The sequence below is a fragment of the Amycolatopsis sp. WGS_07 genome, from assembly GCF_045278895.1.
Taxonomy (GTDB): Bacteria; Actinomycetota; Actinomycetes; order Mycobacteriales; family Pseudonocardiaceae; genus Amycolatopsis.
Window position 1 is genome coordinate 3,521,948 of the sequence record NZ_CP136053.1, and the last position, 18,493, is coordinate 3,540,440.

Annotated in this window: 22 protein-coding genes and 1 tRNA gene; 17 read left to right on the forward strand and 6 right to left on the reverse strand. The window is 67.2% G+C overall.

What is annotated here, in order from left to right:
* Nucleotides 1-41: 41 nt before the first annotated feature.
* Nucleotides 42-350 (reverse strand): EthD family reductase, encoded by a 309-nt coding sequence (locus tag RPX00_RS16735; RefSeq protein ID WP_406640440.1) that lies wholly within the window; start codon nt 348-350, stop codon nt 42-44.
* Between the two features lie 487 nt (nt 351-837).
* Here RPX00_RS16735 and RPX00_RS16740 point away from each other — a divergent pair, with 487 nt between their 5' ends.
* Nucleotides 838-1,743 carry a hypothetical protein gene (locus RPX00_RS16740; RefSeq protein ID WP_406640441.1) on the forward strand — a complete coding sequence of 302 codons (906 nt, stop codon included), beginning with the start codon at nt 838-840 and terminating at the stop codon, nt 1,741-1,743.
* A gap of 5 nt (nt 1,744-1,748) precedes the next feature.
* Here the strand turns inward: RPX00_RS16740 and RPX00_RS16745 are convergent, their stop codons facing one another.
* The gene (locus RPX00_RS16745; protein ID WP_406640443.1) at nt 1,749-2,402 is read right to left on the reverse strand and encodes an HAD family hydrolase; all 654 of its coding nucleotides are present in this window, start codon (nt 2,400-2,402) and stop codon (nt 1,749-1,751) included.
* Nucleotides 2,402-3,250: a GntR family transcriptional regulator gene (locus RPX00_RS16750; RefSeq protein WP_406640445.1), complete on the reverse strand. Its 849-nt coding sequence runs from the start codon at nt 3,248-3,250 to the stop codon at nt 2,402-2,404. Before RPX00_RS16750 ends, RPX00_RS16745 begins: the two co-directional genes overlap by 1 nt.
* Nucleotides 3,251-3,398: 148 nt before the next feature.
* On the opposite strand from RPX00_RS16750, the gene RPX00_RS16755 reads away from it, so the two are divergent.
* The 12 genes from RPX00_RS16755 (at nt 3,399) to RPX00_RS16810 (ending at nt 12,158) form a co-directional block, all read left to right on the forward strand.
* Nucleotides 3,399-3,704, forward strand: coding sequence for a hypothetical protein (locus RPX00_RS16755; protein ID WP_406640447.1), 306 nt, complete (start codon nt 3,399-3,401; stop codon nt 3,702-3,704).
* 122 nt (nt 3,705-3,826) lie between these two features.
* Nucleotides 3,827-4,078 (forward strand): hypothetical protein, encoded by a 252-nt coding sequence (locus tag RPX00_RS16760; protein ID WP_406640448.1) that lies wholly within the window; start codon nt 3,827-3,829, stop codon nt 4,076-4,078.
* Complete coding sequence (locus RPX00_RS16765) at nt 4,075-4,509, forward strand: SsgA family sporulation/cell division regulator (RefSeq protein ID WP_406640450.1); 435 nt, start codon at nt 4,075-4,077, stop codon at nt 4,507-4,509. The genes RPX00_RS16760 and RPX00_RS16765 overlap by 4 nt, the downstream gene beginning before the upstream one ends.
* Complete coding sequence (locus RPX00_RS16770) at nt 4,506-4,748, forward strand: hypothetical protein (RefSeq protein ID WP_406640452.1); 243 nt, start codon at nt 4,506-4,508, stop codon at nt 4,746-4,748. The genes RPX00_RS16765 and RPX00_RS16770 overlap by 4 nt, the downstream gene beginning before the upstream one ends.
* The gene (locus RPX00_RS16775; protein WP_406640453.1) at nt 4,748-5,068 is read left to right on the forward strand and encodes a hypothetical protein; all 321 of its coding nucleotides are present in this window, start codon (nt 4,748-4,750) and stop codon (nt 5,066-5,068) included. Before RPX00_RS16770 ends, RPX00_RS16775 begins: the two co-directional genes overlap by 1 nt.
* Complete coding sequence (locus RPX00_RS16780; protein WP_406640455.1) at nt 5,065-5,970, forward strand: hypothetical protein; 906 nt, start codon at nt 5,065-5,067, stop codon at nt 5,968-5,970. Before RPX00_RS16775 ends, RPX00_RS16780 begins: the two co-directional genes overlap by 4 nt.
* Entirely contained in the window at nt 5,970-6,206 is a 237-nt protein-coding gene (locus RPX00_RS16785) for a hypothetical protein (protein ID WP_406640457.1), read from the forward strand. The genes RPX00_RS16780 and RPX00_RS16785 overlap by 1 nt, the downstream gene beginning before the upstream one ends.
* Nucleotides 6,206-8,521 (forward strand): cell division protein FtsK, encoded by a 2,316-nt coding sequence (locus tag RPX00_RS16790; RefSeq protein ID WP_406640458.1) that lies wholly within the window; start codon nt 6,206-6,208, stop codon nt 8,519-8,521. Before RPX00_RS16785 ends, RPX00_RS16790 begins: the two co-directional genes overlap by 1 nt.
* Before the next feature lie 235 nt (nt 8,522-8,756).
* Complete coding sequence (locus RPX00_RS16795; protein ID WP_406640460.1) at nt 8,757-9,134, forward strand: hypothetical protein; 378 nt, start codon at nt 8,757-8,759, stop codon at nt 9,132-9,134.
* A 15-nt stretch (nt 9,135-9,149) separates the two neighbouring features.
* On the forward strand, nt 9,150-10,316 hold the full coding sequence (locus tag RPX00_RS16800; RefSeq protein ID WP_406640462.1) for a DUF3631 domain-containing protein: 1,167 nt from the start codon (nt 9,150-9,152) through the stop codon (nt 10,314-10,316).
* A 286-nt stretch (nt 10,317-10,602) separates the two neighbouring features.
* Nucleotides 10,603-10,791, forward strand: a complete 189-nt coding sequence (locus tag RPX00_RS16805; protein ID WP_406640464.1) for a helix-turn-helix transcriptional regulator — start codon at nt 10,603-10,605, stop codon at nt 10,789-10,791.
* A 71-nt stretch (nt 10,792-10,862) separates the two neighbouring features.
* Entirely contained in the window at nt 10,863-12,158 is a 1,296-nt protein-coding gene (locus RPX00_RS16810; RefSeq protein ID WP_406640466.1) for a tyrosine-type recombinase/integrase, read from the forward strand.
* A gap of 151 nt (nt 12,159-12,309) precedes the next feature.
* On the opposite strand, the gene RPX00_RS16815 is transcribed toward RPX00_RS16810, so the two are convergent.
* Nucleotides 12,310-12,391: transfer RNA gene (locus RPX00_RS16815), tRNA-Tyr, on the reverse strand.
* Between the two features lie 119 nt (nt 12,392-12,510).
* On the opposite strand from RPX00_RS16815, the gene RPX00_RS16820 reads away from it, so the two are divergent.
* Complete coding sequence (locus tag RPX00_RS16820; RefSeq protein WP_406640468.1) at nt 12,511-13,002, forward strand: YajQ family cyclic di-GMP-binding protein; 492 nt, start codon at nt 12,511-12,513, stop codon at nt 13,000-13,002.
* Nucleotides 13,003-13,142: 140 nt separating this feature from the next.
* Nucleotides 13,143-14,507 carry an AAA family ATPase gene (locus tag RPX00_RS16825; protein ID WP_406640470.1) on the forward strand — a complete coding sequence of 455 codons (1,365 nt, stop codon included), beginning with the start codon at nt 13,143-13,145 and terminating at the stop codon, nt 14,505-14,507.
* Nucleotides 14,508-14,523: 16 nt separating this feature from the next.
* On the opposite strand, the gene RPX00_RS16830 is transcribed toward RPX00_RS16825, so the two are convergent.
* Entirely contained in the window at nt 14,524-15,222 is a 699-nt protein-coding gene (locus tag RPX00_RS16830) for a hypothetical protein (RefSeq protein ID WP_406640472.1), read from the reverse strand.
* A 200-nt stretch (nt 15,223-15,422) separates the two neighbouring features.
* On the opposite strand from RPX00_RS16830, the gene RPX00_RS16835 reads away from it, so the two are divergent.
* Both RPX00_RS16835 and rfbA read left to right on the forward strand, forming a co-directional pair.
* Nucleotides 15,423-16,571, forward strand: coding sequence for an exo-alpha-sialidase (locus RPX00_RS16835; RefSeq protein ID WP_406640474.1), 1,149 nt, complete (start codon nt 15,423-15,425; stop codon nt 16,569-16,571).
* 75 nt (nt 16,572-16,646) lie between these two features.
* Nucleotides 16,647-17,528 carry a glucose-1-phosphate thymidylyltransferase RfbA gene (rfbA, locus tag RPX00_RS16840; protein WP_406640476.1) on the forward strand — a complete coding sequence of 294 codons (882 nt, stop codon included), beginning with the start codon at nt 16,647-16,649 and terminating at the stop codon, nt 17,526-17,528.
* A gap of 154 nt (nt 17,529-17,682) precedes the next feature.
* Here the strand turns inward: rfbA and RPX00_RS16845 are convergent, their stop codons facing one another.
* Entirely contained in the window at nt 17,683-18,417 is a 735-nt protein-coding gene (locus RPX00_RS16845) for an HNH endonuclease (protein WP_406640478.1), read from the reverse strand.
* Between the last annotated feature and the right edge of the window lie 76 nt (nt 18,418-18,493).

Below are 18,493 nucleotides of genomic sequence, written 5' to 3' on the forward strand. Positions count from 1 at the left end.
GACGAGCGTGCAGCCTCCTGTCGCAGGAGGGTCAAGCCCGATCAGACGACGCCGTCCCGCACCGGATAGTGGAGGACGACCGCACCCCCGGTGGCGTAGTTGGCGACATCGGCCGCCACCCGCCGGCCTTCCGGAGACTCCCTCGACGCGGTCATCGCCGCAGCGTCAGCGAAGTCGGCTTCGAAGATCGCGAAGTACAGCTGTTCCGGGGCCGCCGCCACGTCGAAGCTGTAGCGGTACGCGAGCGGGCCGGGCATCTGCGCGACCAGCGGGAGATGGGTGGTCACGTAGTAGTCGCGGAAGTGCTCGGGATCGGCGGGCTCGGGATACAGGACCACCAGCTTGTGCATGAGAACCCCTCCGTTACGACGAACGCCCCGCCACCTGATCAGGTAGCGGGGCGTTTGACTGGAGTGGCAGGTGAGGGATTCGAACCCCCGAAGGCTGAGCCGTCTGATTTACAGGCTGACGGGAAGAGATGTTCTGACCAGCGCGTTCGATCGGTTCTAGGTCTACCGTGGGGCGGATGTGGGGCGTGGGGTCGGGGTCGAGCCGGTGACCTTCCGCCTCCAGGTCTCCGGTTCTTCGTTCGCAGATGTTTGTTGCACCCGCTCGCTTGGTAAGTCGCGCCTCACTCATAGCCTCGATGGACGACGCCAGCTACCCCGCAGCTGGAACCTCCTCTGCGCTCTCTAGCTCTGAACGATCTGGATGCTTCGGATGGCTCGGCACTCACAGGTGTGCCGAACGCCCATGGCGAGATAGCGACGTGTAACCCCAAGCTCGACTATCTCGACCTACCACATAACAGCAGGACGGGGCTGAAGGGAGAATCAAGTGCGCTACGGAGCAATCGCCCTCAAGGGGGACGTACGCAGTACGACAGAGACGTTGGGCCGTACCTTTCCAACGGCAATCGCCGACATCAAGTGCACGCTCCACTCGCCTGTCCTCAGCGGCGCGGGCAGTGACACAAGTAGCGAGAATGTCATGTCTCCATTTGCAAACTTGTGGCCTGATATTAACTGGTGGGGGCACTACAGTGCGGGTAGTTCAGAGGTGGCAATTAAGACCTTTGGCGTGTCTGTCGATGACAACTGCCCGTTGACGACGCTCAGGGATATATCCGAGGGCATCCAAGCTTGGGAAAATCGCCTAGTCGGCTGGTTGTCTGTTCTTGCGGACGGTCCGATGGAACTGATCGGCGACCATCATGCCGAGGTCTCCTGGGAGGATTTGGTCGCGTCCGAGGAATCTGGCCGGATGTACTTCGGTTCCAGTCGAACCGTGAGTCTTCCTAAGGTTGTTACTGCAGATCAATGGGTGTACGCGCTACTGCAAACCGGCAGCAATGTGGATGCGCCTCTCTATAGGGTTCTCCTGGTTGAGGCTGAGCGCGCGATCGCTAGCAGTCGGTGGAGGTCAGCAGTCGTTGATGCTGCCGCGGCGACCGAGGTGGCAATTTCAAAGGCGTTGTCGCAGGAGTTATCCCAGTGGAATCCTGCGCCTGCCACTGAGGCAATTCTGAAGCGAGTTAGAATGCTTGGCCCGATGGTGTCGTTCGCTCGTGAAGTCGGACTGGTTATACCGGAGAGAATTCAAGCGGACCTGATTGATATGCGAAATCGGGTAATGCATCAAGGTTTCCCTGCCGGGAAGGAAGAAGCGGTGGAAGTTTGCCGATTGGCGCGAGAAGTGATTGACGGCCTACTCCCGTTTTCTCAGGTTGGAAGCTGTCCGTAATTACCTCAGGCTGTGGCGAGGTTCGTCTTTACTGAATTCATGTCGTCTATCACTAGCGACGAACTTCTCTCGAAGCTAGCCCTCTTTTCGGCCTTATTTGCTAGCGCGATCGGAGTCACTCCGCCGTTCAGGGCAACCTGGATATCTGTTGCTGAGTCGCCGATGAATACGGCATCCCCCGGATTAACTTGCGCGCAGGTCAAGGCTTGCTGGAGCAGATACGGATGCGGCTTCATGAGGTCTGGTCTTCCATAAGCTCGGCCGACGATCGGCTCCACGTCGACCAGTAGCCCGGCGGACCGCAAAAAACAGGTAATGGCCTTAGGGGAGTTGTTGCTGAGTACGCCAACCGACTTTCCTGCGGCCAATGCGGCTCGCATAGATTCAAGCCCCCCGGGGGTAGGGGCGGCTGTGTTGACCGCCTCCACCTCGGCGCTCACCAGCTCCGACTCGACTGCCTGAACCACCTCTGGGCCAAACCGGGTCGCCTCCTGGAGGACGCGCAAAGGGTCATCCGAGTCGACGCGTACGCCAAGAATTCCTTCAAGGCGGCGGGCGACCGTCACCGCTGGCAAGCCTGCGAACACATCACAAATTGGGCCGTCGAAGTCGAACAGGATCAACTTGGCTGCCGCAAGCGTCGCACGTAGGTTGGCCATTAGAGTTCCACCTCCTTCGCAACCGAGTCCCAAACGCTGTCAAACCACCTCTGTGCCTGCTCCACGTACTGGGTGTCGACCGCGTCGGGATCGTCGGACTTGGCGTAGTGGAACAGCACGGCGTCTTTGCCCATCGGGTCGAAGATCTCGACCGGCTGCCCCGCGATGGCCACCGAGTGCTGGAGCACCGGATAGAACCCGAAGAACGCCTCTGCCTGGTTGAGCAGGAACATCTTGAACAGCGGCGCAGCGTGGTAGACGCGAACCTGCGCCGTGGCGGTCTGGACAAGCCCGAGCGCGGCCAGCTCCTGGACGGTCTCGACCACCGCCTGGGTGGACCGCTGAACGATGCGCTCCGCCCGCTTCCGCACGTCCGGCGAGTCGACCCCATCCGGTGCGAGCGCTGGTAGTCCCAGCGGCTTGGACAGATCCGGCAACAGGATGCGAACCCGCAGGCTGTCGGGCTGGAGACGACCGGACCGCACCTTGTCCAGCGGCTCGCTGATCACCCCGTGCAGGGTCTCGCCGGAGAATCCGGCGAAGTCGATAGCGACATCGCCTCCGCCGTCGAAGATGGCTTCTACGTGCGGTCGGAGGCCAACGGACCGCTCCGTGCGTTGCCGCACGTACGACCCCTTGCCCTGCCGGGAGAGCACCAGGCCCTCATCGCGCAGGATGCCGACCGCCTTCTGGGCGGTCATCGGGGCAACTCCGTACTTGGTGGCCAGGTCGGCATACGAGGGCAGCTTGTCCCCCGGCGCGTAGGTCCCGGTCAGGATCGCAGCCCTCAGAAACGCGGCTACCTGCTGAAACGGCGGGCGTGGGTCCTCCAGGTCGATCTCATCCATGCCGGAAAGCATAGCCCCAACACTGCTAGCCCAACTAGGTGAATCAAGTCTCCATGCTAGGTCTGCTAGCAATGTGGAGTTGACTTAGCTAGTAGAGCTATGTGAGTCTCTGGTGGTCGCCAACGACACCAACCGAGAGGGACCCACGATGAGGACCGCACGAGCCATCACCCGCGAAGCTCAGGCCGTCGTTGACGGGCTGGGAGAGGGTGTTTCCGCATTTCAGGGCTACTGCCCGGATGGTCTGACCGAGTCCGCGATCGACGCGCTGATCGCGTCGGTTGACGCGGAGCTGGCCGCTACCGAAGAGGCCGCGGCCGTCCGGGTGCAGCACTCGTTCACCGACGCCCGCCGTGCGCACCGGATCCGCCGCCGGGTCGAGGGCGCGACGTTGCGGGCGGTGCCGGGCCGGTTCGAGGCCGCCGCCGGTGAGCCGATGGGGGAGGCCGCGTGATGGCCGATCCGCGCTCGTTGACCAGCTCGTTTGACCCCGACGCGGCGGCTCACTCCGCCAAGAACGCGCCTGCCGCGTCGGGTCCCGCCGACCAGCCGCATGACCGTTCGGAGAGGAACACCATGGTAGGGACCGCATCCGCGTTCGCGACGGACGCGTACAAGGCCATCGCCGATCTGATGGCCGCTCGCCCGATCTCGGCGAGCAACTACCGCTCGGGCCGCGAGTTCGACGCGGCGCAGGTGACGTGGCTGTTCGCGATGGCCGACGCCTTGGACGACGCGGACTTGTGCGAGGACGCGGACGTCACCCGGGAGATCGCGCTCGGTGTGGTCCGCGACGCGGTGTCCCAGGTTGCGGGGGTGGTCGCGTGATCACCCGCAACCGGATGCGCCTGCCGATCCTCGCGCCCCAGGCCGTTGTCTGCCCGAAGGGCGCCCCGCCCCGCGACGCCGGGGCGATGTCCACGCTGCTGACCTACGACGCCCGCGACCCTTTCGCGGTCACGCTGACCCTGACCACGGCCGGGGTCGAGTGGGTGCTGGCGCGGGAGCTGCTGGCCGACGGCGTGAACGCCGCGACCGGCGAGGGCGACGTGTTCGTCTGCCCGGACGTCCACGGCGAGGCCACGGTGTGGGTGACCCTGCACGGCGAGACCAGCACGCTGATTCTCGGTTTCCGCCGCGCGGAGGTCGAGTACGCGCTGGACGGGATGGAGCGGATCGTGCCCGAGGGCACCGAGTCCGACCGGATCGACTGGTCCCGCGAACTGGCGTTGCTGGCGTGGGGCGGTGAAGCCGCATGACCGGACGCTCCCTCTCGCCGCGGGCTATCGAGCGGCTGGCGATTCAGCGCTGGACCGCGGCCAACGGCCGCACCTGGGCCAAGGCCAGCAAGCGCGAACGCGCGAACTGGCTGGCCGCGACCGAGCCCGTCATCCGCGAGGAACACGGCATCGCCGCGGACGCGGAATGGCGGGCCGGGGACTGGCACGCCCCCGACCAAACCGACCTGTTCGACCTGATCTCCCGGGAGGTGGCCTGATGTCTGCGCAAACCCTGATGGTCCTGGGCGGCCTCGCGCTGCTGGGCGTGTTCAGCGTGTGGCGGGCCGGGCGCAAGTCCGCGGCCAAGAGCATGAAGGGCGTCCGCGAGGTCACCCGCATGACCGGCAACACCATCCGCCTGATCCTGGCCACGCTGATCATCGCCGGTGTCCAGTGGCTGGTGGTCGTGAAGATCGGCAACACCACCGCCACCTGGATCGCGCTCATCGTCCCCGCGCTGCTGGCGTCCGCGACCATCGTGCGGCTGATGGCCATCACCGAGATCGTGCACACCACGCGCGGGGGTGGTCGGCGATGACCAGCACCGAACTGTCTGCGCAGGACGCGCGGCACGTGCCGCTCACGGACGCGGACAAGCTCGCGCAGGACGCCGCGACCGCGGCGCAGGTGCGGCGGCTGGCGAACCACCCCGATGTGGTCGCGCTGCGGGTGGAGAAGGTCCGCACCCAGGTGGACGCGGTGATCTGGCTGGGGATTTTCCTGGGCCTGGCGTTCACGATGGTCAACGTTCAGCAGTTCGCCGCCGCCGGTGCGCCGGTGTGGTCGCTGGGCTGGTTCGCGGGCTGGCTGCTGGACCCGATGGTGTCCCTCGTGCTCGTGGCGGTGCTGCGGGCGGAGCAGATCACCGCCCGCTACCAGGTGTCGACCGGGGTGTGGGCGCACCGGACGAAGTGGTTCGCGTTCCTGGCCACCTACGTGATGAACACCTGGGAGTCCTGGACCCGGTTCGACGTTGCCGGGGTGGCGCTGCACTCGGTGCCGCCGGTGCTGGTGTTCCTGGCCGCGGAGACCGCTCCGGTGCTGCGCGACAAGCTCACCGAAGCCGTCCTGGCCGCCGCCGGTCACGCCCATGCCGGCATTAGGACTCCGGACGTCGAGCGGCACGAACCGGCGAGCCCTGCCGAGCCCGCTGAACTCCCCGCCGACGAGGAGTTAGCCGACGCCAAGCCGGTCCGGGAGCCGCGCAAGCCCGCCCGCAAGGCGAGCAAGGCCAAGGCCAAGCCTGCGGCCCGCAAGCTCCTGGCCGACTACGTGGCCGACGCCCGCGCCGCCTGGACGCCCGGAACCGAGATCACCCCGGCCTGGGTCCGCAGCATCACTGACTGCGCCCGCGGCACCTCGTCCAACGTCGCCACCGCCCTGGCCGCCGAACTCGCCACCGACGACACCAACCCCGCCGACGTGAAGGACGCCGCCTGATGCGCATCCGCCTGATGGGTACCGAAGCCGAAATCGCCGCGGTTGCCGAACGGCTCGCGAGCGTGCTGGAAGTCCAGGAAATCAGCGAGTTCTACCCGAACCGCGGCGCGTCCGTGCTGGGCCGGGTCTACCTCACGGTGGCCGTCCCCACGACGCCGCCCGTGGTCCACGCCGACGCCGAACGCGCCGAACAGCGGCGCGAACTTCCCCGACCGGGACGAAAGGAGATCCGGTGATGTCCACGACCGCCGACCGCACCCCGTTCCCGAGCCATGACCGCGAACACCAGGGAGACCAACTCGTGAACACCCCTGCCGAACCGTCCGTGAACACCCCGGCCGACACCGCCGTGAACGCGGCCGTGAACGCCGACCCGGCGGCCACCGAGGTCGCCTACACCCGGTCCGGGAACGTCGTCCCGATCCGCCCGGACACCGCCCGCGGCCCGGAAGAGATCCCGGAGCAGGCCCGCACCGACGCGGGGGAGCGGGAGGCCCGTTCTGGTGACGTCATCGACGCCGCCGACCCGGACCAGCCTGCCGACACCGCCCCGGCCGTGCCGGTCGACCCGCCTGCGGTGACGCGGTCGTGGTGGGAGACCGCCGCCGACGCCACGGCACAGCCGCTGGTCGCGAAGTGGCTGACTTCCGCCGAAGAGTTCAAGTCCCGGGCACGGTTCCTGGTCCGCTACGCCGCCCACACCACGGCGTTCCACGCGCTGCGGGTGCCGCTGTACGTGCCGACCGCGTTCCTGCGCTCGTTCGGCGCGGTCGGCCGTCTGCTGGGCCGGTTGCACCACTGGGTGTTCGACGGCGAGTCCAAGCCGGTGCGGATGAACGCCCGCGACCGCAACGACTCGGACGTGTACATGAAGCTGCGCGAGGCCCGCAACGACGCGGTCCGCCGCCGGATGGCCCCGGTGATGGTCGGGCTCGTGGTCCTGCTGGCCGTGGTCTACCTCGCGATCACCTACGTGACACCGTTCTGGAACTGGACGGTCCTGGTGTCGGCGATGACGCTGGTGGGCTGGTGGGGCGCTCCGGCGGACAAGCCGGTCGCCGGTCGCGCGGTCGACATGGAGAAGACGCCGAAGCTCACGTCGTCCACAGTGGAGGACGCGTTGTGCTCGCTCGGGATCGGCGCGCTGAATCAGGCGTACAGCAAGGGCAAGCGGATCGCGTTCCCGAATCCGATCTCCCGTGACGGGGACGGCTGGCGCGCTGACGTCGACCTGCCGCTGGGCGTCACCGCGGGCGACATCATCGCCAAGCGTTCCGAGCTGTCTTCCGCGCTGCGCCGTCAGATCGGGTGCGTGTGGCCGGAAGGGGACGCGAAGGTCCACGAAGGACGGCTCGTGCTGTGGGTGGGCGACACCGACATGTCCAAGGCCAAGCAGAAGCCGTGGCCGCTGGGCAAGCCGGGCGCGACGGTGGACCTGTTCAAGCCGCAACCGTTCGGCACCGACCAGCGCGGCCGCTGGGCGGACGTGACGCTGATGTTCGTGTCCATGATCATCGGGGCGGTGCCGCGGATGGGCAAGACGGTGTCGCTGCGGGAGCTGCTGCTCATCGCCGCGCTCGACCCGCGCGCGGTGCTCTACGCCTACGACCTCAAGGGCACCGGCGACCTGGCCGCGGTCGCGCCGTGCTCGCACGGCTACGGCGTCGGCGACGACCCGGAGGACATCGAGCGCATGGTGGTCGAGATGCGGGAGCTGCGCGAGGAACTGCGCCGCCGCACCAAGGTCATCCGCGGCCTGCCGGAGTCGGTGTGCCCGGACAACAAGGTCACCCCGGAACTGGCTGCCCGCAAGGACTTGCGGCTCGCGCCCATCGTCGTCGGGGTGGACGAGTGCCAGGTGTGGTTCGAGCACGAGAAGCACGGCGCGGAGTTCGAGGAGATCTGCACCGACCTGGTCAAGCGCGGTCCCGCGCTGGGCATCGTCCTGATCCTGGCCACCCAGCGCCCGGACGCGAAGTCGCTGCCCACCAGCATTTCCGCCAACGCCATCCTGCGCTACTGCCTGAAAGTGCAGGGACAGACCGAAAACGACATGGTCCTCGGAACCAGCCAGTACAAGAACGGCGTCCGGGCAACGATGTTCGCCCGCACCGACCGCGGCATCGGCTACCTCGCCGGTGAAGGCGACGACGCCAAAATCGTGCGCAGCGTCTACAAGGACGCCACCGACGCCAAGAAAATCGCCGCCGGAGCCCGGCTGCGCCGCGAGGCCATCGGCAACATCACCGGCTACGCCGCCGGGGAAGAGGTCGACGTCGAGGCCGCACGCCTGGACACCCTCGCCGACGCCATCGCCGTGTTCGAGCGCGGCGAGGACAAGCTGTGGTCCGACGTCATCGTGGGCCGCCTGGCCGATCTCCGGCCGAACCAGTACGGCGGCTGGACCGCGCAGAACCTCGCCACCGCGCTCAAGCCGCACGGCGTCAAGCCCAAGCAGGTGTGGGCCACCGACCCCGAGACGGGCAAGGGAGCCAACCGCAACGGCTACACCCGCGAGACGCTGACCGACGCCAAGAACAACGGAAAGTAACCGGGAGAGGGAGCTAGGGGCGGTGCGCGTCCTAGACCGGACCGCCCCTAGGCCTAGACCCCGCCCCTAGACGCCCGCAGCCGTCATGACCAGGACTCTAGCGGCCTAGGCCGCCCCCGCGCCGACCAGCGGAAACACCCGCAAACCCCGGCTGGCCGCCGACACCGCCCGGCCCTAGCCCTGGCCGAACGCGCCCAAAAACAAGCACGCAGCGTAACGACCCAAGAGGTGCACCTTGACCACCCACGCCACCCGCAGCCCGGTCCACGGACCGGCCCGCCCGCCGGTCACCATCCCGTTCGCCGACTACCGCGCCCTCGTCGCCGACGCCGCCGCCTGGCGGCACCTGGCCACCAGCCCGCACGTCGCCGAACTGCTCGCCGAATGGGTCGAGTGGGACCGCCGCCGCATCGCCCGCGAGACGTCGAACGCCGTCTGCGCCGCCGGGAACTGGCGCGCCAACGCCGCCACCCCGACCTACGCCGAACTCGCCCGCCGCCGCGCGACCTTCGCCCGCCCCGCCCTGACGCCGCAGCAGATCCGCGCCACCGCTGCCGCGTCCTGGGCGCGGGTCGAGGCCCGCAACGCCCATGCCGGCATCCGCGCCGCCTGACCGAGAGGACCACCCATGACCACGCTCGACACCGAACAGTCCACACCGGACGGCGCGGCCTTGCTCGATTCGCTGCGCATCGCGCTGACCCGCTACGTGTCCTTGCCCAGCCCCGAAACCGCCGACGCCATCACGCTGTGGATCGCGGCCACCCACGCCCAACCGGCCTGGGCGCACGCGCCGCGGCTGGTGATCCGCGCCCCGGAGAAGCGGTGCGGCAAGTCCCGGTTGCTCGACATCGTCGAGGCCACCTGCCACAACCCGTTCATCACCGTCAACAGCTCCCCGGCCGCGGTCTACCGGTCCGTCACCAACGACCCGCCCACGCTCCTGGTGGACGAAGCCGACACGATTTTCGGGCCGAAGGCGGACGGGAACGAGGACTTGCGCGGGCTGCTCAACGCCGGGCACCAGCGCAACCGCCCGGCCAAGCGCTACGACGCCACCAACAACCGCGTGGAGTCCATCCCCACCTTCGCCATGGCCGCCCTCGCCGGGATCGGCGCGATGCCCGACACCATCGAGGACCGCGCCGTCATCGCCCGGATGCGCCGCCGCGCGCCCGGGGAAACCGTTGCCCCGTACCGGCACCGCCGGGACCGGCCCGCGCTGCGCACCCTCGCCGACCAGCTCGCCGAGTGGCTGCGCTCCGACCTGCCCGCCCTGGAAGCCGCCGAACCGGAGATGCCCGTGGAAGACCGCGCCGCCGACACCTGGGAACCCCTCGTCATCGTCGCCGACCACGCCGGAGCCGACTGGCCCGACCGCGCCCGCCGCGCCGTCCTCGCCCTCACCGCCGCCGACTCCGAGACCGACGACAGCTCCGAACGCGTCCGGCTCCTGGCCGACTGCCACGCCGCCTTCGGCGACACGCGAGTCCTCACCACCGGGCAGCTCCTGGCGCGGCTCAACGCAGACCCGGAAGCCCCGTGGTGCGGGTACGGGCCGACCGGGCTCACCCCCGCCAAGCTCGCGAAACTGTTGCGCGAGTACGGCATCCGCTCCGGCAACATCCGCCCCGACGACGGGCCGCAAGCCAAGGGCTACACCCGCGCCGACTTCACCGACTCCTGGGCGCGCTACTGCCCCGGCCTCGCCGACGACCCAGCCGCGGCGGGGGAGCGGGACGGCTGTGACACGTCACCCGGAGTCGTTCCCCTCCGCCGCGCCCGGTCCGCCTGACCAACCCCCAGCGGGGTAGGCGTCCCTGCCGTCCCAAGCGTCCCCGCGCAGCTCACGCCCGGGACGGCACCGATCGCCGGGACGGCACCACCCGTCCCGCCCGGCCGCGCTGGGACGGCTCAAGCCGTCCCACGAAAACAGCCGTCCCAGGTCTGACCTGCGACGGGACGGCTGGGACGGCTGGGACGCCTACCCCTCCCACTTCAGCGACCAACCCGACCAGACCTGAGGGAGAGCCCATGCGCATCGCCGACGCCAGCCGCACGACCCGAAGGGCTCACCACTAATGGCTACGCCACGCCGCCAGCTCACCATTGTCGAAGTCTGCGACGAGCTGAGCATTTCCCGCCGGACCTTCTACGAATGGCGCGCCAAGAAGCGCGCGCCTCGCTGCATCAAGCTCCCGAACGGAGAGATCCGTATCCGCCGCCTGGACCCGGACAACTGGCTCGACACCTGCGAGGAGGCCGCCTGATGCCGACTAGTCATGACGTCCGAATCTGGGCCATCGAGCCAATCGCGCGCAAGCGGGGGACCACCTACCGAGTGCGCTGGGTTGTTGCTGGCGAACGATTTGGCGAGACGTTCGGCACGTTCGCCCTTGCTGACAGCCATCGCTCGAAGCTAGTGACGGCGTCGCGCGAGGGCGAGGCATTCGACGTTGAGACAGGTTTGCCAGCGTCGATGCGCCGTGACGAAGTCGAGGTGAAGTCGTGGTTCGAGTTCGCGTGCGAGTACGCAGACATGAAGTGGGACGACTCGTCGCCGAAGTACCGCAAGTCGTTGGCCGAATCCCTGATGACGCTCACCGTGCCGATGCTGCGCAGCACGTACCCCGGTGAACCGGTCCTGCTGCGCACTGCGCTGAAAGTTGCCTTCAACAAAAACGCCCGAGACCGCGAACAGACTCCGGAGGTGAAGCACGCCCTCAGCTTTGCTGCCAAGGCGAGCAGGAACGTCGGGGATCTTGCGGATCCTGCGGTGCTTCGCGCCGTTCTCCGGGCGCTGGAACTCAAGCTCGACGGCCAACGGGCCGCGACCAACACTGTCCGAATTCGACGGACGACTCTCGTCAACGCGATCACGTATGCGGTGGTCGAAAGGAAGCTCTTGCAGTCGAACCCGTTGGGAACCGTCACCACAAAGAAGCGGAAGTTTGTGCTGCACGAGGTCGACCCGCGCTCAGTGGTCAACCCGATTCAGGCCCGGACTCTGCTAAATGCCGTTGAGGAGACAGGAAAACCCGGCCCTCCGCTAGTCGCGTTCTTCGCGCTGATGTACTACGCGGCCTTGCGTCCTGAGGAAGCCCTGAACTTGAAGAAACCGGATCTGGACCTGCCGGAGTCCGGATGGGGAGACTTGAATCTCGGGAGTGCACGGCCGGAGGTTGACGAATCGTGGACCGACAGCGGGCAGGCATCCGAGGAAGGACCGTTGAAGCACCGGACGGAAGAGGAAGGGCGAAAGGTGCCGTGTTCGCCAGAGCTGACGGCCATCCTTCATGACCACCTGTCTCGGTTCGGCACCGCGCCGGACGGCCGACTGTTCCGCGGTGCCCGGGACGGTGGCCGAGTCGGAAGCACGGTCTACGGCCGGGTCTGGGCCGCCGCGCGGGCCCGTGCGTTCACCGCTGAGGTGGCCGCAGGGCCGCTTGCAAAGCGTCCGTATGACCTCCGCCACGCCGCAGTGTCTACATGGCTCAACGGGGGAGTGGAGCCGACGCGCGTGGCGAAGTGGGCAGGGCACAGCCTTTCAGTGCTGCTGCGGGTCTACGCGAAGTGCCTGGACGGCGGCGAGCAGACCGCGCGGGATCGCGTCGCGAAGGCGCTGGGCGGCTCCTGAGCCTCCGACCGCGGCCACGGTGCGGCCACAACCGTGGGGCGCATGTGGGGCGGACAGCCGGAAACGGCTGCACATGCCTGCACACAACCGCACAACACAAAATCACCCCCGTGACCGGTTCGCGCTGGTCACGGGGGTGATTTGGCTGGTGTGGCAGGTGAGGGATTCGAACCCCCGAAGGCTGAGCCGTCTGATTTACAGTCAGATCCCTTTGGCCGCTTGGGTAACCTGCCATGGCCGGGCGAACCGGCCGGGAAGAAGGATACCCAACGGTCCGGACGGCCGGTCAACCGGGATCCCCCGGCGCTACGCTGGGGGTCCCTGACGAGCTGAGACAAGGTGTGAGGAACACGTGGCGGATCCCTCTTTCGACGTGGTGAGCAAGGTCGACCGCCAGGAGGTGGACAACGCGCTCAACCAGGCCAGCAAGGAACTGAGCACGCGGTTCGACTTCCGCGGCACCGGCACCGGCATCAGCTGGTCCGGCGAGGAGGCCATCGCGATCGAGTCGGAGACCGAAGAGCGCGCCCTCGCGGCGGTGGAGGTCTTCAAGGAGAAGCTGATCAAGCGGAACATCTCGCTGAAGGCCTTCGAGGCAGGCGAGCCCGCGATCTCCGGCAAGATCTACAAGATCAGCGGCAAGATCCTGCAGGGCATCGCGTCGGACAAGGCGAAGCAGATCGCGAAGTTCATCCGAGACGAGGGCCCGAAGGGCGTCCAGGCCCAGATCCAGGGCGACCAGCTGCGGGTGTCGGGCAAGAAGAAGGACCAGCTGCAGGAGGTGATCTCCCTGCTGAAGGGCAAGGACTTCGAGATCGCGCTGCAGTTCACCAACTACCGGTGAGGTCGCGAGGCTGACCGGCGGGCCCCGCCGGTCGGCCCCGGGCCGGGAGACCACCCGCTCGTGCCCCGGTCAGCGGCCGGAAAAATCGGCCGGAAATGCTAGGCTGGACAGCCAGTTGGCGATTGCAACTGGAGATGCTAATGCCACCTGTTCTGGCTTGGGCGGTTTCGGTATTCAGCGGACTCACGGTCGCCGGACTCGTCGCCACGGGAAGATCGGCTTGGCAGCGGCGGCAGGTGCCGACCGGGCTTTCCCGCTCGGTATATCGGCGAAGTTATGTCTCCACCATTCTGCGGGCCTCGAAAAACCCGGAGGTGGACAGCCTCGACATCTTCACGCCCAACCTGACGCCCGCGAAAAGCAAAGGTCTGCTGGCGGAAATGCAGTCCGCGTGGGTGGAAATACACCGGCGTGGCCAGGTCCGGGTCGTCATCAGCACGTCGCAGCAATCGCTGACCGCTGGTGCGGAACTCGTCAAGAGCGGCGTCGAGGTGCGAGTGCCGCGCGTGCTGGCCAGCGAGGACGTCTCGTACCACATATTTCGCGGCGGGGCCGGCGCCACGATTATTGTGAACTACCGCGATTCCGGCAAGAACTTCCCCACCAAACTGGGCGGCCCGTCCCTGCTCGAAGTGTTCCGCAGCAACTTCGAGAAAATCTGGGCCAGCTCCGCTCCTTACGAATCCGTCATCGCGGAGAAGATCCTGGAGAACACCGGCCCCGAGACCGGCAAGCCGCAGATACTCGAACGGATCACGGAAACCAGGGCGATCTACCAGCTGGACAAATCCGCGGAGAAGGCGATCGTGACGCACGTGGCGTTCCGGCGGGACTCGTCCGTGATCTTCATCGTCGGCCTCCCGGGCGCCGGAAAGTCCACGATCCGCAGGGAGCTTTCCTCGCTGCTGCGGAAACATCGTTTTCAGACCGAGGAATTGACGGACTACGTGTACGCGTTCCGCGACTTCGTCCACGGCGCGATCCTGCTGGACGACACGCGCGGAAGGGGGTTCCGGCCCTCGCTGGGCGGAGCGTTCCGCGTGGCCGACGAAATCCACTTGAAGCCGGCCTTGAAGTCGCTTGCCGAACAGGTCTGGTCGAGCAAGAGCGCGACGCGCATCACCCTGGTCGAGTTCGCCCGAGCCGACATGCTGGACGCGCTGCGCGAGTTCGGCGACGACATCCTGCTGCGCTCGCAGGTCATTCACGTGCACGCCGAACCCGATACCCGTGAACGCCGGCTCAAGGTCCGGGCCACGCCGCCGATGATCGCCGTGGACCAGCTGTCGGTGAATATCTCCGTATCGGATGACCATCGACTGCCGACCACGGCGGCGGGGGAGCTGTACGACCACGAAGGTCTCGACGAACTGCTCAAATACCGGGCGATGCAGGGCCGGATCTTTCAGATCGACAACAACGACGACACCGCGAACCTGATGGAGATCCAAGAACGGCTGTCCGACTTCGTCAACGGGGTGACCAAGGCCTACGAAGGCTCGTGACCACGCCCGGCCGCGGTCACGAGGCCGTGAACGTCCAATCCCCGTCGTAAGCCTCCACCGCCACGAACGCGCGGCCGCGCAGCGGAAACTCCCCGTCGTACGGGATGAGCTGGTTCACCACCAGGTCGAGCTTCCCGTCGCACAGCGTCCAGACTCCGGTGTGGCCGCGCGAGCTGGTCGTGAACTTCCCCCTGGTCATGCCCGCCGGGATCGCCAGCACCGCGTCCCCGTGCGCGCTGTGCGGTTTGCCCGCCTCGACGCTCGGCAGGCCGCGGTAGTCGGTGATCGTCGCGGTCCAGGCGGCGTCCGCAGTGATGTCGAGCTTGTGCACCCATTTGCCGCCGAGGGAGACGTTGAACCAGGACGTCCCGTGGTACGGATCGCTGGCGTTGACCAGCAGGCTTTCCGTCCCGTCCGTCTTCACCGCGATGTGCCCGTCGCACTTCGGGCAGTCGAACTTCAGGAATCCCGCGACCCCGGCAGGCCAGGTCAGCGGCACGGTGGCGTTGCCCTTGCCCTGGTGGGTTTCGGTGGGAGCCTCGACGAAGCGGGGCTCGTCCAGTTCCGGCGGCGGACGGACCGGTTCGGGGACCCGGGTGGGTTCGTCCTCGAACCGGTGCGCGATCACCCCGAACCCGGACGGCTGCAGCGAGCACGACGCGGTCAGCGCGATCGCCGCACAGACGGCGGCGAGACGCCCGATGGTGCGGCGCATGGTTCCCCCTAGCGTGCCCCGGCGGGGCCTCCGGATGATCTTTCGTCACGCTCTGCCCGGTCGTTACGCAGCGGGTGCCCCTGAACAGCCCAGTGATCGCCTCGAAGGGGTGGACTCACGCGGGTGACCAGGCGAAATCGATAGTGGTGAGCCGACCACGTGGTGTAATCATCCGGCCTTGTCGTGAGAGGAGTTTCTGGATGCGCCGCTGGGCTCCCGTGCTTGCCTTCCTCACCTCGCTGGCGGTCCTCGCCGCGGGGCTCACCCCGGTCGCGGAGGCAGCCGACAAGAAGCTGCTCGTCCCCGGCTTCGGCTCGTATCCGCGGCTGATCCGGCTGGAGCACTCGCCGTTCGGGCGCGGGAACATCATCGCGTCGCTGACCAGCGCGGACGGCAACGGACGGTTCGCGCCGATCCTCGAAAGCACCGACGAGGGCGCGAGTTTCCACCAGATCGGCGAGATCCGCGATCCCGATGCCAAAGCCGGCCAGTGCTGCGGCACCATCTACGAGCTGCCGCAGCGGGTCGGCCGGATGCGCGCGGGCACGCTGCTCTGGGCGGCGACTTACCGGCAGGACGCGGGCCCGCAGCGCCGGATGGGGATCAAGGTCTGGTCCAGCCGGGACGGCGGCCGCAACTGGCGGTACCTGTCCGAGGCCGCGCTCTCGCACAACCACGACGGCGTCTGGGAGCCGGAGTTCACTGTGGACGCCGGCGGCACGCTCTGGCTGCACTACGCCGACGAGACGCAAGCCCCGAAGTACGGCCAGGTGCTCAACCGCGTCGCCTCGACCGACGGGGTCAACTGGGGCACCAAGCAGCTCACCCTTGCCATCGGGCCGTCCCGGGTGCGGCCCGGGATGCCGATCATCCGCAGGCTGCCCGACGGCCGGTACTGGTTCGGCTACGAGATCTGCAACTACCGCGACCGCTACTGCGATCCGTATTACAAAATCTCCGCCGACGGCGCGAACTGGGGCGATCCGGCCGACCCCGGAACCAGGGTCGGCACCGCGAACGGCAACTACTTCCAGCACGCCCAGACCACCGCGCTGTTCCCCGGCGGCCCGAACGGCGTGCGGCTGGTGATGGTCGGCCAGATCTACACGAACGCCGACGGGGACCCGCTGTCCGGCAACGGCCAGACCCTGCTGGCCAACGACAACTTCGGGGCCGGAAACTGGTACGAACTCCCCGCCCCGGTCCACATCAGCGGCATCTACAACAACTACTGCCCCAATTATTCGTCCGCGATCCTGCCGGTCGACGGCGGGAAGAACGTGCTGGAGATCGCCACCCAGTACGCGAACGGCTGCCAGGCGTATTTCGGCAAGGGCCCCGCGTTCTGAATTGGAGGGAAGCCCCGGACGGCCGCCGCGCTCACTCGGTACGGTGAACCGAACCACCGCACGTGAGGAGGGGCTGTGAAGGGCATCGTGCTCGCCGGAGGCAGCGGAACCCGTCTGCATCCGATTACGCAGGCCGTGTCGAAGCAGCTGCTGCCGGTCTACGACAAACCGATGATCTACTACCCGATCTCGGTGCTGATGCTGGCCGGGATCCGGGAGATCCTGATCATCTCGACGCCGTCGGACCTGCCGAACTTCCGCCGCCTGCTCGGCGACGGCAGCCAGTTCGGGCTCTCGTTCTCCTTCGCCGAGCAGCCGAGCCCGAACGGTCTCGCCGAGGCCTTCGTGATCGGCGCGGACTTCGTCGGCGACGATTCGGTCGCGCTGGTGCTCGGCGACAACATCTTCTACGGCCAGGGCTTCTCCACGACCCTGCGCACCGCGGCGACCGACCTCGACGGCTGCGTCTTGTTCGGCTACCAGGTGAAGGACCCCGAGCGCTACGGCGTCGGCGAGATCGACGAGAACGGCACCCTGCTGTCCATTGAGGAGAAACCGGCGAAACCGCGTTCGAACAACGCGATCACCGGGCTTTACTTCTACGACAACGAGGTCGTCGACATCTCCCGCAACCTGAAGCCTTCGGCACGCGGCGAACTGGAGATCACCGACGTCAACCTCTCCTACCTGCGCCGCGACCGCGCCAAGCTGATCGAGCTGAGCCGCGGTTTCGCGTGGCTCGACACCGGCACGCACGATTCGCTGCTGGAAGCGGGCCAGTTCGTGCAGGTGCTGGAGCACCGGACCGGGGTGCGGATCGCGTGCCTGGAAGAGGTCGCGCTGAAGATGGGCTTCATCAGCGCGGACGAATGCCACGCGCTGGGCACCAAACTGGCTAAGTCCGGGTACGGCGAGTACGTGATGAACGTGGCCCTGCTCGCGGGCGCGCAAGGCTGATTCCCCGGGAGCTACGGCCAGGGGTCGTCTGAGGTGGTCGGCCACGCCAAGGCCTGGCCGACCACCGATACGGCGTCCACCGCCTTCGCGACGGAGCGCTCATCGTGGGTAGCAGTCTTTGAGCCGGAGACGGCCGAGTTCTCCTGATTTCGGCCTAGCTATCCCTCCGGACCAAGTCTTGAAGTTCTTCCACGGTGAGCCACGGCTTGGTCCGATGGATCATCCGGTGGCAGTTCGAGCAGAGCACGGCCAGGTGCTTCAGTTCGGTCTTGGTTGGCCCAGATTCGCTTAACGGCGTCCGGTGGTGGCATTCGGCGAAGTTCCTGCCTCGCGTGCCGTAAGTCTTCTCGAAGTCGAAATCGCACGCTTCGCACGCCACCCGCCCATGCTCTTTCCGGGCCTGGTCGATCTTCTTCTTGCGCAGCTTCGGATCCCGTTCCCGGATCAGATGTACCCGCGCGAGTATCCCGCCTTCCTCAGCCGACAGGTCGCCGTCGAGGTCCAGGTCCGGCTGAGCCGGGTGGTGCACCTCCGGGTAAAGCTCCACGGCCTCGGTGATCGCCTTCGCCCGTGCCAGCATGCCGGGCTCGTCGGAAAGGAAATCGCTGATGACGTCGATGTCGACCTTGCCGCCCTTGGTTTGGCCTCCCTTGTAGCCCGGACGGCGGGTGGTCAGGTCGACGGTCTTCCGTGCGACGCCGTTCGGATTCCGGAACGTCTCTGCCCGGACCTCTGGCGGGTAGAACGGGAGACGTTGCAGCAGCTTGGACAGCTCGACCACCTTCGCGTCGTCTGCTCGCAACTCTCGCCAGCCGTTTTCCACCACGAGCGCGCACGCGAGGGTCGCCTCGTCCCTCGTCCAGTTCGGATTGCGTTTCCCCGCCGCCATGAAAACACCGTAGCGCGCACCACCGACAAAACCACGGAGCGAGGCAAGGGCCCTGCCTTCCCGAGCGGGGAAGGCA